At 47.3% G+C, this 16999-nt stretch carries 14 protein-coding genes and 2 pseudogenes; 8 read left to right on the top strand and 8 right to left on the bottom strand.

The annotated features are described in order from the left end of the window. Positions 1-329 precede the first annotated feature (329 nt). Positions 330-971, bottom strand: coding sequence for a TetR/AcrR family transcriptional regulator (locus tag DFO56_RS15695; protein WP_045509372.1), 642 nt, complete (start codon positions 969-971; stop codon positions 330-332). A 250-nt stretch (positions 972-1221) separates the two neighbouring features. Between DFO56_RS15695 and bhsA the strand changes: the two genes are divergently transcribed. Continuing rightward, complete coding sequence (gene bhsA / locus DFO56_RS15690; protein ID WP_045509374.1) at positions 1222-1479, top strand: multiple stress resistance protein BhsA; 258 nt, start codon at positions 1222-1224, stop codon at positions 1477-1479. 86 nt (positions 1480-1565) lie between these two features. Further along, positions 1566-1775 (top strand): DUF1471 domain-containing protein, encoded by a 210-nt coding sequence (locus DFO56_RS15685; protein WP_017458785.1) that lies wholly within the window; start codon positions 1566-1568, stop codon positions 1773-1775. A 185-nt stretch (positions 1776-1960) separates the two neighbouring features. Here the strand turns inward: DFO56_RS15685 and DFO56_RS15680 are convergent, their stop codons facing one another. After that, on the bottom strand, positions 1961-2764 hold the full coding sequence (locus DFO56_RS15680; RefSeq protein ID WP_082071771.1) for a hypothetical protein: 804 nt from the start codon (positions 2762-2764) through the stop codon (positions 1961-1963). A gap of 1414 nt (positions 2765-4178) precedes the next feature. On the opposite strand from DFO56_RS15680, the gene DFO56_RS15665 reads away from it, so the two are divergent. The 3 genes and pseudogenes from DFO56_RS15665 to DFO56_RS15660 all read left to right on the top strand — a co-directional run. Continuing rightward, on the top strand, positions 4179-5243 hold the full coding sequence (locus tag DFO56_RS15665; RefSeq protein ID WP_052679800.1) for an acyltransferase: 1065 nt from the start codon (positions 4179-4181) through the stop codon (positions 5241-5243). A 217-nt stretch (positions 5244-5460) separates the two neighbouring features. Continuing rightward, positions 5461-5673: a hypothetical protein gene (locus DFO56_RS24630; RefSeq protein ID WP_147271680.1), complete on the top strand. Its 213-nt coding sequence runs from the start codon at positions 5461-5463 to the stop codon at positions 5671-5673. A gap of 874 nt (positions 5674-6547) precedes the next feature. After that, a pseudogene (locus DFO56_RS15660) lies at positions 6548-7154 on the top strand (transposase); the annotation flags it as partial. Here the strand turns inward: DFO56_RS15660 and DFO56_RS15655 are convergent. Further along, positions 7090-8176, bottom strand: a pseudogene (locus DFO56_RS15655) (IS3 family transposase). The pseudogenes DFO56_RS15660 and DFO56_RS15655 sit on opposite strands and share 65 nt — an antisense overlap. A gap of 874 nt (positions 8177-9050) precedes the next feature. Here DFO56_RS15655 and DFO56_RS15650 point away from each other — a divergent pair. Further along, entirely contained in the window at positions 9051-10838 is a 1788-nt protein-coding gene (locus DFO56_RS15650; RefSeq protein ID WP_045509384.1) for an ATP-binding protein, read from the top strand. Between the two features lie 98 nt (positions 10839-10936). On the opposite strand, the gene DFO56_RS15645 is transcribed toward DFO56_RS15650, so the two are convergent. From DFO56_RS15645 to DFO56_RS15625, 5 genes are read right to left on the bottom strand one after another with little or no spacing between them, the layout of a single operon-like run. After that, the gene (locus DFO56_RS15645) at positions 10937-13270 is read right to left on the bottom strand and encodes a primase-helicase zinc-binding domain-containing protein (RefSeq protein ID WP_045509386.1); all 2334 of its coding nucleotides are present in this window, start codon (positions 13268-13270) and stop codon (positions 10937-10939) included. Between the two features lie 14 nt (positions 13271-13284). Beyond that, the gene (locus tag DFO56_RS15640) at positions 13285-13605 is read right to left on the bottom strand and encodes a DUF5375 domain-containing protein (protein WP_045509389.1); all 321 of its coding nucleotides are present in this window, start codon (positions 13603-13605) and stop codon (positions 13285-13287) included. Continuing rightward, the gene (locus DFO56_RS15635; RefSeq protein ID WP_045509392.1) at positions 13602-13835 is read right to left on the bottom strand and encodes a hypothetical protein; all 234 of its coding nucleotides are present in this window, start codon (positions 13833-13835) and stop codon (positions 13602-13604) included. Before DFO56_RS15635 ends, DFO56_RS15640 begins: the two co-directional genes overlap by 4 nt. Beyond that, complete coding sequence (locus DFO56_RS15630) at positions 13832-14389, bottom strand: host cell division inhibitor Icd-like protein (RefSeq protein ID WP_045509394.1); 558 nt, start codon at positions 14387-14389, stop codon at positions 13832-13834. The genes DFO56_RS15635 and DFO56_RS15630 overlap by 4 nt, the downstream gene beginning before the upstream one ends. Continuing rightward, the gene (locus DFO56_RS15625) at positions 14386-14652 is read right to left on the bottom strand and encodes an AlpA family transcriptional regulator (protein WP_045509398.1); all 267 of its coding nucleotides are present in this window, start codon (positions 14650-14652) and stop codon (positions 14386-14388) included. The genes DFO56_RS15630 and DFO56_RS15625 overlap by 4 nt, the downstream gene beginning before the upstream one ends. 561 nt (positions 14653-15213) lie before the next feature. Here DFO56_RS15625 and DFO56_RS15615 point away from each other — a divergent pair. Both DFO56_RS15615 and DFO56_RS15610 read left to right on the top strand, forming a co-directional pair. Beyond that, positions 15214-16011 (top strand): hypothetical protein, encoded by a 798-nt coding sequence (locus DFO56_RS15615; protein ID WP_045509400.1) that lies wholly within the window; start codon positions 15214-15216, stop codon positions 16009-16011. A 3-nt stretch (positions 16012-16014) separates the two neighbouring features. Continuing rightward, positions 16015-16215: an ogr/Delta-like zinc finger family protein gene (locus DFO56_RS15610; protein WP_045509402.1), complete on the top strand. Its 201-nt coding sequence runs from the start codon at positions 16015-16017 to the stop codon at positions 16213-16215. Positions 16216-16999: the final 784 nt, after the last annotated feature.

Here is a 16999-nt window from a genome sequence, read left to right as displayed (position 1 = left end):
AAGATAAAAAATAAGAAAGTAATGCCAAAATCAAAATCTTAAATGCACCCTTAAATACTCCAGATAACAGCAACCAGAACTTCACATAAACATTCAGGAGAAAAAAGAAACTGGCAAACGCTACTAAAATGAGAACATCGCTTCATGAGGTTACAATAATATTGGTGATGGACCTGGCATGATTAATTTATCACCAAATAATATGACTAACACCACCAAAAAAAATGATTAAAATTCGCATCTATTTCTGAGTAATTTCCTTACCAAAACCCATATGTTACTGTGAGATATGCACGCAAAAGAGCCTTCAAATAAGCATTGAAGATGTATCACGACTCTCGTTGAATTAATACCGGCCACAACCGCAGCGTCGTGTCGATAATCTGCTGCAGTTTATCCAGACTGGCACCTCCGCGCGCACTGACCGACATGCCATGAATAATACAGCTTAAAAAAAGCGCGGTGGTTTGCACATCTGTTTGCGACGGGATCTCACCACGCAACTGGCGTTGCAGCAAAAAAGCCAGCAGCGTTTGCTCCTGAGCCGTTTGCCGTTCCCGGATAGAATCCGCTATCGGTTCCGATGAAGCGGAAACCGTGGCAGAAGTGTTGATTAAAAAGCAGCCTGCCGGAGTATCACTACCGGCAAAACAACTGGCTAGCGCGTGCAGATAATCGCGCAGCGCCTGCTCAACCGTTTTCTCTTCGCAGAAAAGCGCTGCCCGGTGTTTAGCGGAAAAGCGAGCCATATAGCGATCAAGCGCGGCTCTGAACAATCCCTCTTTATTATTAAATTCCGCATACAGCGTCGGTGCTTTTGCGCCAGTGGCTTCAACCAGGTCTGCCAGCGATGTGGCTTCATAACCCTGCTGCCAGAACAGCATCATCGCTTTATCCAGCATTGCGTCCCGATCGAAAATTTTTGGCCGTCCGCGACCTTTTCTCGTACAGCATGTGACGTCGGTTGCCATTGTTCCTCCCTCGTTCACATCAATTTAGTTAATAATCATTATAAAAACATTACAAAGCGGCTGACCAGCGGAAATTTTTTCGAAAAAATACATGACATATCCATTTGAATAATAAGTTATTTTAAATTATTTAAACGATCATTATAAAAATAGTATTGACGAGTGATACAGATCACATTTATGATTTACCTATCGATCGTTAAGTTAATACTTACGACCTCACACAAATCCAGATTCAGAAGGCAAAATTATGAAAACCATCAAATCTATGATCGCCGTCGCTGTACTTAGTTCCCTCTCTTTCGCAAGCGTAGCCGCCGTCGAAGTGCAGTCCACTCCGGCTGACCAACAAAAAGTGGGCGTGATTTCTGCCAATGCCGGCACCAATCTCTCCTCTTTGCAAAGCGAACTGGCGCAGAAAGCCGATGAAATGGGCGCGAAATCGTTCCGTATTACTTCCGTGACCGGCCCGAACACCCTGCACGGCACCGCGGTGATTTACAAATAAACGCTGCCGCATAAAACCGGCATTCACAACAGATGTTGAATCGGGCGTTATCGCCCAGCACAAATAAAAATTTAAGGAATAACATTATGAAAACCATCAATTCACTTGCTGTCGCTACTGTGCTTTCCGTCCTCTCATTTGGCGCTTTCGCTCAGAGCGTAACCGCCACGGCGTCCACGCTTGACGAGGCGGAATCCTTAATTGCTGCCAAAGCACAGCAGGCAGGCGCTTCATATAAAATCATTGAAGCCAACACTAATAATAATGTTCATATGACGGCTGAACTGACCAAATAAGTCTGCCGTTGTCGAACAACACACTCTAAGCGCCTGCGGGCGCTTTTTTTATGGGTAAAACGCTATTTTCCGTAGCGTGAATATCAGGGAGGGAATGTTGAAAGGTCGACTCATCTCAATAGCACTGTCTTTTTTAATTGGTCTGGGGTGTTAATTTCCATCGTATTTATCACACCCCGCTTAAATTACTGAGTGGGATTACGTGGATCGATTCTCAAATGGGTATCACCGTTAGTATTCATATTGGCATAATTAGCCGCAATTAATGCCAGACCTCTGTAATCGGCAATACTGTCAGCTCTGGAAGATACGAGGGCCGCACTTGACTTCCACAGCAGATTTACGCGGTTACTTTTCAGATATACCTTAGCATCGTATGCATTGAGTGCTACCGCTGTTCCATATGATGTATTGGTAACTGTTGTGTCATATGCCCCGGTAATTCCATAGGTCGGTGTGTAGACCGTCGTTGCGCTGCCTGTAGTGTTCGACGTTAAGTTACCGCCACCGAGATAGTTATATGTGGTATTGGCATTTCCGTATGTCGTCGCTGAACTAATACCGGTCTGGCCATAGATCGGCACAGTGACATTCCTTGTGCTGGTCACCGCCCCACTTCTTGCAAATCCTAATAATATTCCCTGATCGGCTTTTTCCGGCTCGTTAACTTGTATATATCCCTGACGTGTCAGCGATGCAGAAACTACTGCGGCAATTTGATTGTATTCAATCTGGTTAGCGTCATAGAGCGCCTGACTGGCTGGCAGGATGATGAAGCGCTTCCCTACACTCTGGCCTGAAGATAACGCATTTACCGTTACGAGTGGTTGTTGAGCGCATCCACTTAAAATCGAAATAGACAATAGAGCTATAAGTTTTCTCATCACGATCATCCCTATCAATAAAATGGCGATAAATTCAACATGCGTGCATGATGTTATGAACCGGTCATTAATATACACGCCACAAATTTTATTTGCGCGCACCATGTATAAGGTCCTGCTAAATACAAAATATATCTTTAACGGGAGAGGGTGAGATATTTCCGATTTACGTTCTGTCAGCTTCACGAGATATGCAGCGCCGGATTATTTAATCCAGCCTGTTGTTATTGCCATAAATGAAGTATCGACAATGAAGCGAGGTATGATATGACGCGACGTCGCGTTACGTCTTGCATGCTCAACACGGAAAAATGCCGGGTCGGACAAAGCAAAATCAATGAATCGTAACTGGTTAATTTTGAAGGGAAGGTGGTGCCTATAATAGGAGTCGAACCTACGACCTTCGCATTACGAATTAGTAGGATTTCACTTAACCATCTGTTTTGTAATGACATTACCACATTCACACTACTTAAGACGATGGCACATGAATTAAGTTGCCGGTACATATAAAACCGTGTGCGACACAAAAATTGCACACCAGAGAATTAGCGCAAGGCGGCATCCGTCATCTTGCGCTAATTTTTGCCTTAATAGCGCAACCATCCTAATAGGCTCGGTTAATTGTGAATGTCAATACACCGTGCACAGTAGCGCGGTCCAGCGCTTAACTCTCGAAGCCCCGCTATCTTCCTTTATCAGCGCCCCGCCCATTCACTTAGCAAGCTGCTCGCGCCCGTCGAACATTACAAACACAGTCTCACCGTCTGTTGGCATTGGTTATGTCGCTAATTACATAACCAGTGCCTGTTTCAATTACCCGGAGTTTGCGTCAATATGATAAATTCTGTCGTTCATCAGTGTCAGCTCTGCCTGGTCTGTAGCCGGTGACACTAAACCCTTTAGATAACCCTCCCATGTTTCGCAGAACCAAGTAACGCTTCTCGCAAAAGTCCGGAGTCTTATCGATGAAGTCAAGCTGATTTCGTTCTATCCACGCATTAGCCTCACGCTCGCTGAAATGCCAGTTGCGCGCATTAAGCTCACGGATGAAGTCTGCGGTGCGCAAGTACTGGTAACCTTTAGAGTTTAGCTGTACTGCGGTAACAAAGGCTGTGTGAATATCTGCTGTACCCGGTATAGGGCACCTAAGCAACTCATAATTGCTGTATATATATACAGAATAAAACAGGGACAAGAAGATCAAATTTTGATCAAACCACCAAGGTTGTCTTATGTATGTCGCTTCTTTCGTGTTACGATGGGATTCATCTTAAAAGGTCAACGGCATGCATGGCTCAAAACCTATGTTCAACAGTTTTCTGATCCTTAATTTGTTAATAATAAGGGCGCTCATCGTCTTTGTATCATCATTCAGAAATCTCAGGCTGATTATGCCTCGAGCATTGCTTGATATCGTTTATTTTGGAATCTGGTTGCATGGAGAATATGAGAACGTTCCTGAGACAAAAGAAAAAGTCCACAGAGTGACCAATAAAATTATCGGAAAGGGGCGATAATGTTTTTCAATAATATCCAGGCAATGCGTGGCATTGCTTCAATCATTGTCTTTTTCGTTCATCTCACTAGCACCAGGCAAGGCATGGCCCCAGAATGGTTAGAAAAAACCATTTACGTTTTCGGCCCTGCTGGTGTGGATATATTCTTTGTTATATCCGGATTTGTAGTTACGCTGGCGGCTGCAAAAGCAGCGGGCGCAGGAAATACAAAACACTCAGCCATCAATTTTATGGCAAAACGAATTTTTAGAATATATCCAGCATACTGGGCTGTTTTCGGTGTTGCATCTGTTTTTCTCCCATTTGTATGGCTTGCTCCTGACTGGATTCCGAAAGCATCGGCCATCTCATTGCTGACACTTACCTACACATATAACTATAAGGTAATGGTGGCATGGACTTTAGTTTATGAGATGTTTTTTTATCTAGTACTGTGTCTGCTTATTTTGTCTGGAAAGAGATTCTGGCATGCACTATTTATATGGATTTTCATAGAAATCATAGCTATTGCATCCACAAATACATATGACAAAAATCTTGCAGGGTATGTTCCTCTTAACCCACAGATTATTCAGTTCTGCTCAGGATGCGTTGTTGCCTTTATTTGCGAAAAATTTTCAACCCACTTTGGGAAGGAAATACTTTTTGCAGGAGGAGTTCTATTTGCTGTTATGTGTTGTGTAAATATAAACCTTGCAAACTGGGACCCATGGCACAGAACCCTTACGCTTACCCTTCCATCTGCAATGATGATTTATGGTGCAGTAGTTGCTGAACGTGAGAAAAGATTCCTCTTTGGTAAGCCGCTACTTTTCCTTGGAAATATATCCTTCTCCTTGTATTTGTGGCATCAGTTAACGTTCCAGAGCATGCTTTCGTGGTTTGAGTATTCCGGGATGTTACAGCAATTACCGCACTTTCTTAGCCTGGTTATATGGGCTGCATGCGGACTTGCCGTTGGTTATACGAGCTATGTTTTTATTGAAAAGCCATCAGTTAAGCTGATCAATAACTTGCTGAAAAATAAACCATCTCAGTTACCAATAGATGAGAAAATTGCATAAAAAATAGGTCACAGCAGTGGCCTTTATTTAATGTCTTCAGAGTCCATGAAAGACCAGATACCCCTACAACGTTTGTTGAGGTTGGGGCTCCATAAATTTTAACCTCACCAGTCGGAAGAACCAGTAAGCTAACACCGGCAATATCGGCATATACAGGAAACTGCATGTCAAATGAGGTGCAATATTTCGTGGGGGTTGAAGTATCTGGGCACCTGCTGTGACTGCTCTTGTCGATTTTAATACGATTCCAGAAAGAGAAACGATCACTCCTTCAGACACGTCTACTCTTACAGGCTTGTCGCTTGAGTTAATTGCTCATGCGATTGGGGTTCACATGCTAGAAGATTTATTTTTACGAGCAATTGAAGCCCCCATAATTGATTACGCCACAGCTCAGACAATGACCTTTGTAGCCATGGTTGTAGGGTGAATATTGTCGTACAGAAAACAATTACCTTTTCCAACCATATTTACATACAGAGCTGGGTTCACATAACAGGCGGCAATTGGCCCCTTAATCTCCGTGAATCAAGAAGATTAGTTCCTGTTGCTGCAACCGCCCAGGATAAGATATTGCGATACTTGGATGCTTTATCGTTGTTTGCAGATGCTTGCTCCTGACCAGTTTCAGCCTACCCTTGGATATATCAGATATCAAATTTGCGCAGGATCACTGTTTTTGGTTTCCAGGCAGTGACACAGATATTAATCATTGCTGATAGGCTTGATCTGAAAGCTGCGTAGTCTGTCTGACCCTGCCTGTCATTTGTACCGGCTGCTATAATTACTAGATCGGCATCAGCGACACCTTCTGTTTGCATAACAGCTAACTGCCCTGCCTTAGTATCCCCGGTACTGCTTTGTTAATTACATTCCATGCGCGAAACCTTCTGAAAACCCCCGATCTTTTTTAAGGTAAGTAGGCCAACAATCTACGCGCGGTACGGATATGGACGTGCCAAGTATTTTACAGAAAGAAAATAGTCACTTGTATATTTAGCATTAATGTTTTTTACCGGGTTGGATATGTTTATAAACAGGTTGCTTAGCCCGTTATTAAAAAGGACTCCAAATCCGGCATGAAATATATACCCTAGAGTATTGACAGTGATTACAGTGTAACCATTAAACAGGATGTCATAGTTTAAAAAATGGTGATTCTTATTTACCATTCACTATTGATCGGGAAATAAGATGCATGGTCATTGAACATTGGGGATTGTATTATGGTTTTGACCTGCTCCCCATTGATTAACACACGACGATGTTAGTAATGTCTTCATCAGCAACATGAGGACAACCCCATGAAAAAGCGTTTTTCCGACGAACAGATCATCAATATTCTTCGCGAAGCCGAGGCGGGTGTTTCCGTCCGCGAACTTTGCCGTAAGTACGCCATCTCCGACGCCACGTTTTATACGTGGCGTAAGAAGTTTGGTGGCATGGAAGTACCTGAAGTAAAAAGGCTTAAGTCACTTGAAGAAGAGAACGCCTGCCTCAGGAAGCTGCTCGCCGAAGCCATGCTGGATAAGGAGGCACTACAGGTGGCTCTGGGCCGAAAGTACTGACGACAGACCAGAAGCGGGAAGCCGTGGTGTTGATATGTGATGCGACCGTTCTGTCACAACGTCGCTCCTGCAGGCATACAGGTTTGTCCCTGTCGATCTGCCGTTATGACACTCAGCAACCATATGCTAATGCACATTTATTATGGCGTATGTATCACTGAGCTGGCGCTTGAACACAGAAGGCTTGGTTATCGGCCGCATCTGGCAGTTACTGCGTAGGGAGGGTCTTCACGTCAATCACAAGCGGGTATACCGCATTTACTGTAAGCACGTCCGTTTTAGTTCCACGCACTTTTCAAGATTTCCGGTTTTACAGCCATTAGCCTGTACTCTTCCGATGTCAGGTTATTCAGGGATTCATGAGGTCGCTCGCTATTATATTCCGTCAGCCAGCGCTCTGTTATTTCCTGTGCTTCATTCAGTGTCCTGAACAGGTAAAAATCCAGTATTTCTGTCCGGTACGTCCGGTTAAACCGTTCGATGAAGGCATTCCGTGTTGGTTTTCCCGATTTGATAAATCCCAGCATCACTCCGTGCTCTTCCGCCCACTGTGCCAGCACCAGTGAGACCAGCTCCGGGCCATTGTCCATCCTCAGATCCAGCAGATAACCCGGGTTTGCCACCATCCTGTCCAGTACCCGGACTACCCGCTGTGCCGGGATATTCAGGTCAATTACGATGCCCAGCGCGGTTAAAATCATCCACCACATTGAAGGTACGGAAGCGTCTGCCGCAGACCATCGCGTCGTGCAAAAAATCGATGGACCAGCTTTGGTTTAGCGCTTCCGGCGTTGCCAGTGGAACCGGCTTGCGCACCAGCAGACGTTGTTTGCTCTTACGACGAAAATTCAGTTTCAGCAGGCAGTAAATCCGGTGAACCTTTTATGATTCCAGCCATATTCCTGTATGCGCAGGACCTAAAAAAGCTTCTTAAACCCGTAGCGCGGATAACGCTCAGCCGCTTCAGTCAACATACTGATCACTGTTTCATCACGGCGTGTGTCCGGCTGATAAAAATACACCGTCCTGCATGCCTGACGTAAGCTCATGGCAAATTGTGTAGTCAGATAACTGACGAGCTCACGTTTTATCGCTGGTTTTAAAGCCTTTTACAATGACGTCTTTTAACGCCAGATACTCAAGGCTGAGATCGGCAAACATCTGTTTCAGACGGCGGTTCTATTCCTCCAGATCTTTCATCTTTTTGATATCACAGGCTTTCATACCGCCGAACTTCGCTTTCCAGTTGTAATAGTTGGCTTCGGAAATACCGGCTTCACGGCAGACATCCTTCACGGTACGTACGGCTTAGACGGATTTCAAAACGGCAATGCTCTGGTGTTCGGTGAATCGGGTTTTACGCATGGTGATCTCCTCAAGGGACATAATCAGTACGTCGGAAGATCTCTAAAATGAATGGCTCGTTTTAGCGGGATACTTACAAGAGCTTTGCCACAGTTTTGCCACACGCACAACGCACATAAATGCACATTCGTATTAAAAAAGTAAAACAATACTACATTAACAATATAATTTTATTAGAAAAGGTGGTGCGATAATAGGAACCAATAATAAAAATCAACAATTTGATTTTAAAAGAAAAAATAATATCGAAAAATAAAACTATACACATACCTATACGCATCGCCGGTAGAGTTCATTTTTCGTTCTAGGAAAAACCTCAATAAATTCTTTTTTATCTTATAACTGTTCACACTATTCACCTCATGATTTTTATTTTAAATATCATTGGGATAAGTGGTGATAAGTAGGTGAAGAGTGAACAGTCGACTCTTCACCTTGGCTAAGTACCAGTCTCTCTGTTTGCAGCAGGCAGACTGATGTTGTTACCGGGAGGGTGGATAAAATTTTTACTGATTCATTGTTCACTTGGCTCATCTTCATTATTCTTATGTCCTTTAATTGAAATAAATAGTAAGTAATAAAAATTGAGGATAAGGTTGTTCTTAAATGATTATTTTCAGGTAAAGAGAATTTTCATGCTGCTCTTTACTTGTTCTTTTGATATTGGCAGATGGCATGTCTGATAAGACATTTATAAAAAAAACATATTACCCATCACAAAGTTAAGTGCAGAAAAATTTTTAACATAATCTTTTAAATGTGTGATCTATCTCAACAACAATGCAAAGAGTTTTATTAACATGAAATACCTTTAATATGTTATAGCAATTTTTAATTGACCGCACTCAGCTCTTAAGAACAAAAGGTAGTCATTATGAAACTTGAAAAACTAATATTAAAAAATTTTCGCGGCTATTACGGCGAGCACATAATTGACATTAACTCTCTAACGGCCCTAGTTGGCCGCAATGATGTAGGTAAAACAACTATCTTAGAGGCTCTCGGAGTCTTCTTTGACCATAAGTTATGCAAGTATGATGCGGCAGATAAATGTGTTGATAGTAAGGAAAGTGATGATGTTGCAATTGGCTGTATTTTTTCAGGCGTTGAAATACCAATAGTTTTAGATGCGACATCTATAACTAACCTAAGAGATGAATATCTATTAAACGATAATGGTCTGTTAGAAATCTATAAAGTATTCGCAAAAGGAAAAGGAACAGGAAGCGTTCAAGCAAAATGCATGGCCCCCTCTGCAAAGGGAGCTAAATCACTACTTAATAAAAAAAATGATGAGCTTAAAATTATCGCAGCATCAATTGGGGTAGATGAAGCTGATAAAAGATCTAATGTAAGTTTGAGGCAAGAGATCTACAAAAAGTTGGGAGACCTGAAACTTAAGGATAGTTTCGTCAAACTGAATTCTGAAGAAGGTAAGGTGATTTGTGAAAAAATATATGACAAACTACCTCACTTTGCATTATTTCGAGCTGACAGACCTAGTACGGATGAAGAGTCTGAAGTGCAAGACCCAATGAAATCAGCAGTGCAATCAGCATTACAAAAGATTGAGGATCAACTTGAATCAATTAAAGAAAATGTAAAAGAACATGCTGTTGCAGTAGCTAAAAACACAATCAAACACTTGCATGATATATCTCCTAATCTTGCGGCCGGATTAATTCCTCAGTTTAAGGTTGAACCTAAATGGGAAAATATTTTCAAGCTTACACTTGAGGATGATAGAGGTATCGCCATTAATAAGCGTGGAAGCGGTGTTAGGCGGCTAGTTCTAATTAGCTTTTTCAAAGCAGAAGCAGAGCGATTACAAAATGAATTCCCTGACAAAGGTATTATCTATGCTATTGAAGAGCCAGAAACATCCCAGCATCCAACTAATCAACGACTACTCATAGAAGCATTTCAAGAACTAGCCAACTCAGAGAAATGCCAGGTATTAATTACAACGCACGTACCAGCTCTTGTAGAAAAAATACCAACGGAATCATTACGTCACATAATTAGAACCCTTGATAATGGTCTGGAGATTAAAAATGGTAACAATGAGACACTTAGAAATATTGCAAACGACTTGGGAGTTTACCCCGATAGTAGAGCATCTGTTTTAGTTTGTGTTGAAGGGCCAAATGATATAAATTTCTTAAAAAACATTGGAAAGGTTTATCTCGATCATGGCATTGCGAACATTCCAGATATGCTTAATGACCCACGCATAGTTTTCATCCCTATGGGTGGGCATACCCTCAAAGACTGGGTTAACAATAATTATCTGAAGACGCTAAAAAAACCAGAAGTTCACATATACGACCGAGATATATCCACACCTCCTCAATATCAAAAGGAATATAAATCCGTGAACGACAGGAAAGACGGTTCCATTGCATTCATGACTACTAAAAGGGAAATGGAAAATTATTTGCATCCAGATGCCATCCGGGCCGTATTTAATATTGAAATAAACATAGACGATATGACTGACGTCTCTACAGAAGTTTCACACTTAACAACTTATAACGAGAGTAATGCCAAGAAGAAAATCAACAAATTTGCTACAGCAAAAATGACTTATGAAATGCTTAATGCAAGAGATGCTGCTGGTGAGACTATAAAATGGTTTAATGCTATATATGAAAGATTATAGTGCTTATTACATATAATCATATATTAATCCTCATAAGAATGACATTTATTGTTATGGCATTGAATTAAAAAGACCGGCGGGTGCCGGTCTGAGGTGGACTATGGCACTGCGGGTTCGTCGCACTTCGGCAGCCAGTCGCCGTTGCTTTCCTCTTTCAGTGTCAGGTTGGTCTGCGTCCCCTGTTTAGTATGGCGCTTTTCGTAATTGAGTCCGTATTCTTTGAGCATCACCGGCAACCCAAGCCCAAACATTTTCAGACTTAGCACATTTTTGTACCCCTGCGCCTCCATATAGACCAGATAAGCATGATAGAGATAGTTGCGGGGCTGGCGGGGAACAATATTCGCATTTCCCATAAACATGCCGTTAGTCTGCGGTAATGCCTCCAGATAGCCACAAAAATCAAACGTCGGGTCAGCATCGCGCTTGATGCTCAGTGCCTCGTCAGAGTTCTGCTGTGACTGGAGCAGCGTGCGGGCGGTCATCGGGTCGCTGAACCGCTGCATAAGCTGGCGCACAATGACGGCCAGCTCGCGGGCGATTTTATCCTTCAGGTGCGGGTCGCGCTCCTCCGGGGCAATCTGTTCCGGGAAGTGCAGGATAACCCGGCGACGGGACACGCCGCCGCTGCGGTCGGTGAAGCGCATCGGGTTATTGTTCACGGCCAGAATCACCGCCGGAATGTGTGTTGAATAGGCATCCCGGTATTTCGGGTCAACTGACACCGCATCGCCGCCGGTGATGGCCTTGAGCCCCGCACCGTCACCGCTCCATTTCTCCTGGTCAGGCAGACGGATGAGCGAGAAGCCAATCAGGGATGCACGCTTGCGCGGGTCTTCCAGTGTGTCGATATCGGCTGATGTGGCGTTATCCCCCCCGGCGAGCAGGGTGGCGATTTCGGCCAGAATACTTTTACCACTACCACCCGGACCGGTGACTTCGAGAAAGAGCTGCCAGTCGTACCGGTTCGCCAGCACCATAAACAGGGCAGCGAGTATCACGTCGTGTTTTGAGGCATTACCACCGGCGGCGCGGTCGAGCCAGCACCAGAAATGCGGTGCATGCGTTTCCAGCGTTTCGCCCGCCACCGGTGGGGTGAAATCCACCTCGCACAGGGTGCGCAGCCAGTGAGATTTTTGGTGCGGGCTGAATATGCCGCTCTGGGTATCGAGCACCCCGTTACGGAAGCCAATCAGCCGCCGCGCCGGAGCGCCCTGTTGCGGCACAATCAGTTTCAGGGTCTCCACCACCGACGCAATTTTCCCTGACGAGAAAGGCGCGCGCAGGCGCTGAAAGAGTGCCGCCACATCGCGGGAGAAGTCAGCCGGGGAAATCACTTTCCAGGCTCCGGCTTCATAGCGGGAAAGGAGCTGGCCGTTCGGGTCAACCGCCAGCGCCTCGCCGTAGTGCTCATTCACCCGCATCGCCTTCTCACTGGTGCTCATGGCGGTAAATTCCGCCTCGCTCATGGTGTCAAACGGGCTGGCGACCGGTGGCTTAATGGCATCGTAAATCGCCCGGCGCGTGGCCTCCTCGCCCTGCTGCATAAACGCATCATTCCAGTCACCGAACACCGGCGGCAGGGCAACCAAACCGGCGCAGGCCTCAGCGGCCACAGCGGCTTTTGTCTGACCGCCGCCGTTCAGGTCACGGTCAGCCGCGAGGACAATCTGACAGCCCGGATGCTGGCGGCGGGCAAGGCTCGCCAGAGAAAGCAGGTTCACGGATGACAGCGCCACCATCACGGTTTCCCCGGTCAGGTGATGAACGGTCAGCGCCGTGGCGTACCCTTCGGCTATCCACAGGCGTTTCCCCGCCTGTTTTTCACCGTTGATAAGGTGATAGGCTCCCTTCACCTGGCCGCCTTTCAGGGTGCGCTTGTCGCCGTCAGCGTTAATAAGCTGGACGTTAACCAGTGCGCCGGTGTCGTCATACAGCGGGACAACCACATCCCCGGCGCGGTAGGTCACGCCACCGGTTTTATGCGTGGTGGTGAGCGTAAGGCATTCGTGACCGGGAAAGCCCTTGCGGGTCAGATAGGCGTTACCGGAGGCTGAACGGCTTTTCGCCAGCAGACTGCCCGCCAGCGCGGCGGCCTCCCTGCGGCTGGCTTCGGTTTCTGCCATATCAGCAGCAATCACCGCCGGGGCAACCGGCGGCAGGCTGCCGGTTAGGGCGTTCACCCGGTCGGCGGCTTCGCTGACCGTCACGCCCAGCGCCTTTTCAACCAGGCTCAGGCCGTCACCCGCGCCGCACTGGTTGCAGAACCACGTCCCGCGTCCCTCTTTATCGTCAAAACGGAAGCGGTCAGCGCCGCCACACACCGGGCAGGGCTGATGCCGGTTTTTAATGACCTTCACCCCCAGCGCCGGGAGAATGCGCGGCCAGTGCCCGCATGCCTGTTTCACGGTTTCCGTTACGTTCATTTTCATTGGTTTTTTCTCCCTCAGTGCAGCACAGGCTTTTTGATATGGCGGGCGCAAAGCTCATCCATCACCGCGAGTCCCAGAAAGGACAGTGACGGAGCGGCCTTAAGCGGCCCGGCTTCCATCAAATCTTCCAGCAGCGCACAGGCAATCTGGCGGCCTTTTTCCTCGCCGTGCTGGCGCAGATAGAAGCCCTCCAGCTCGGCAGCGATGGCGGATTCCAGCGCATCGAGGGTGAGATGCGGATAACGGTGCTGATGTGTGCACAGGGTGAGCCAGGCACAGGCGACCGCGCGGCGGTAAAGCGCGGCGCGTAATGCGGGCGGTAATGGCTGTTTCATGCGCGAACCTCCTCAGTGAGCCAGCGCCGGTTGCAGCGTTCGACCACATCATCAAGCCGGGCGGTCATCAGGTGAATGACGGAGGCGAGCTGTAAATGCTGTTCCGGTGACTGGCAGGCACCGGACACATCCTGCGATATCAGCATATTCCCGACGAACTGGCCGACATTACGCAGGTGTTCAAGGTGCCGGAGGTCAGTGTGGGTGATGGTCAGGGTCAGTTCTTTCACGCGAGTACCTCCGCAACCGGCAGGCGGGCGGCAAACGACAGGACGTAATCGCGAACGAGGGAACGGCGTGCGGCGTGTTCATCACCGGCCACGGTGCGTAGCATACGGATACGGGGTGTCCGGTCTGCACGACGGACGGCGGCAAAAACAAAGACGAACTGCGGGTGTGACGGGGTGAGGATAGTAGCCATGATGGCAGCCTCCAATAAGTAGCGGTTATTGCTACCACCGGAAACGCCAATTTCACTGGTGGCAGCCCGAACGGGGTTGGCGTAACCGGCCTTATTGGAAACCGGCCAGCCCGAAGGCTGCCCCGCCCGGACTGCCATTACCTGAACGAAACTATGGTGTACGCATAAACACCACAGCCCGGGGAATGGGTGTGTCTGAGCCACGACATAAAAAAACACGCCTGGCGCGTGTTGTGTCGCCAATAAGTTACGCGGAACGCCAATTCCGGCTGCCGATTTTGCGACAGCGGGAAAACTATACCTGGAAACTGACAAAAGAAGCAAGCCAGGGAAAGGCTGTTTTTGCAGACCGGGCATCATCATGCGTCACAGCCCCGGTTACGGTCGGAGATTCGCGCAGTCATCCAGGCGGTAATTTCACTGTGCAGCCAGGCGACATTTTTACCACCGAGAGACACCTGCTGTGGAAAGGCGTTGCGGCTGATGAGGTCGTAAATGGTCGAGCGCGACAGGCCGCATAAATGCATCACTTCGGGCAGGCGTAAAAAGCGCTCCTGAACAGCATCAGAAACCGGCATTAACGGTGCCGCAGGGGCAGAAGACGGGGAAGAAAAAGCGGTGTGCATCGGGCTACCTCATAAAGTCCATACAGTGCCGGTTGTGTCTTTCCGGCTTCGGGTAGCGCTCTATTCTGTGAATAAAAACGGACAATGCAACAGGGCAAAAGCGTGCTGATACGCCGGTAAAAATGCCTGAAAAACAGGCGGGTGTGGAATGGTGTCGAATACGATGGAATAGTGATGAGGTGGTTAAAAATAAGTCAGTTAAATTTACTTCTGCCTATTAAATTCTTTTTATTAACAGGGAAAAAAATTCAAAAAAACATAAAGAGCCGGGAAGAGTTTAAACGCCGGAGTGAACAGTGGTGAACAGTCGGTGAACACTTAACCTCTCAACTGTTCACCCTTTAACTTACTGTATTACTTATTATTTTATTTATCAGTGAACAGTGTGAAGAGTTAACTACAGAAAAACAAACAGAAAGAGGGCTTTTCCTGGGACCTCTTTCTGGCGAGCCGGTTTTTTCAGCGGTTTTCTGTGCCATCCCGGCCACAACTGCAACCGGTCGTCCCGTTGTGCAGGGCGCGGCAGAATGCGCTTACATTGACAACACAGAGAGCCCCGCCATGAAAACTGAACTTATGACCTCCATCATGAAAACCATCGGCAGCACGCAGACCGGTGCCTCCCGCGCCGTTATCGACGGAGCCCTTAAGACCGTACATAAAAAAGCCGCAGGGGATAACGCCGCTGCCGTCAACCGTGCCCTGAAGGCCTTTACAGAGGCAAAAGCCGCTCACACCGGCAGCATGCTAAAACTGAACGACATCGGCGCAGCCATCACGCGCAGCGAAAAGGAACGCCAGAACGCGCTTGAGGAAAGCGCCGCAGCAGAGAAGAGCTGGCGCGAGCGTTTCCGCAGTCTCGGTGGTGCCATGACACCGGAGCTCAGGGCCGGACACAGCAGACACATCGCCGGTCGTGAGCTGGCGGAGGAGTTCACCGGCCTGATTGCTGAACTGGAGACGGACAAATCCCGCGCCATGCTGGAAGCGTGCACGACAGGTAAAACGTATGTCACTGAGCATGCACGGGCGTTTGGCGTCTGCGCACAGGCAGAGTGGGCAGAGGCCATGCGGGACATCAGCCCGGCACTGGTGCGGGCATTCTGTCTGCGCCTGCGTGCGCTGGAGCTGAACGGTGCGACGCGCCCGGCGGACATTCTGGCTGAGGAGCTGCACATGCATGTTGCGGTGCAGGCACAATTTTATAACTTTGATATGGACAATGAGCCGGTTTTCTCACAACTCGGCATGCACCGCCCGCCGCTGACCGGCGTGGATATGGCGCTGTATAAAAGTCCGCTGAAGCGTTCGCAGCTTGCCACGCAACTGGCCGGAAAGAGAAAGCAGGCGGAGGGCTGAGCCATGTTTCACTGCCCGTTCTGCAGACAGCCCGCGCACACACGAACCAGCCGCTATCTGACGGAAAACCTCAAACAGCGCTATCACCAGTGCACCAGTATTGAATGCTCGGCCACGTTCCGCACCACCGAGGCACTCGACGGCGTGATACGCAAACCGGCCATGCCGGAAAGGCCGGTTACGCTGGCAGATATTCAGCAGTAATCATTCCCCGAAAAGCTTCTGATTTATGTGCGCCGGTACTGGCTACCGGCTGCACTCTCAGTACCCCGAAAAAATGCCAAAAAATCCCGATATTTTTCCGAAAAATACCCTGCATGCATCAGGTGCATTTAACTGCATTTATTTCTCTGCCAGCCTGAATCCCGCCCGCGCCAGTCCCGGCGCGGCCTGAGCCCGGTGATGCATCTGCATTTAAACCGCCCTGCAAAGCGGGCAGGCGAGGCGGGGAAAGCACTGCGCGCCAGCATTAAAGTGTTTATTTATTTTCGTGGTCTGAGAATATCGTTACACCGCGAGGATTCGTATTTGAGTATCTGTGACGGATGCGATGGTGTTTGAGGTAATAGCGAGGTTCTGAGTCGGGAGGCGTGGTGGTAAGAAAAAGGCAGTGGATGCTTGGAAAATCATTGGCTTCCGTTTTCGAGCCGTATCTTTTGAAGCGTTTGTCTGCTTACCTGTTTATACCGTCATCTCGCTCAATCGGTCGCGTAGCGGTATGATCTTGTCTATGTACTTACATGAACACTTCCCAACCAAGAGGGCAGGCTTGGCAGGGAGAGCATTGCGCACGAGCGCAAGGTTATTGTTTATTAGCTATGATAGCTAACATGATTAAAATCCTTTTCTTTACAAACTTATCTTTAAGCAGTGGTAACTTATATATTAAATAGAATAAAACAATGCCTTCACTTATTCAGTGTTTGTTTTTTAACTTTATAAGGCATGATTCAGCTCATGCCTTGTGGATTACCGATTATTTGAATAA

Source organism: Kosakonia sp. AG348 (assembly GCF_003337365.1).
GTDB lineage: Bacteria > Pseudomonadota > Gammaproteobacteria > Enterobacterales > Enterobacteriaceae > Kosakonia.
The sequence above is the reverse complement of the archived record's forward strand: the minus strand, read 5'-3'. Positions and strand labels throughout refer to the sequence as shown.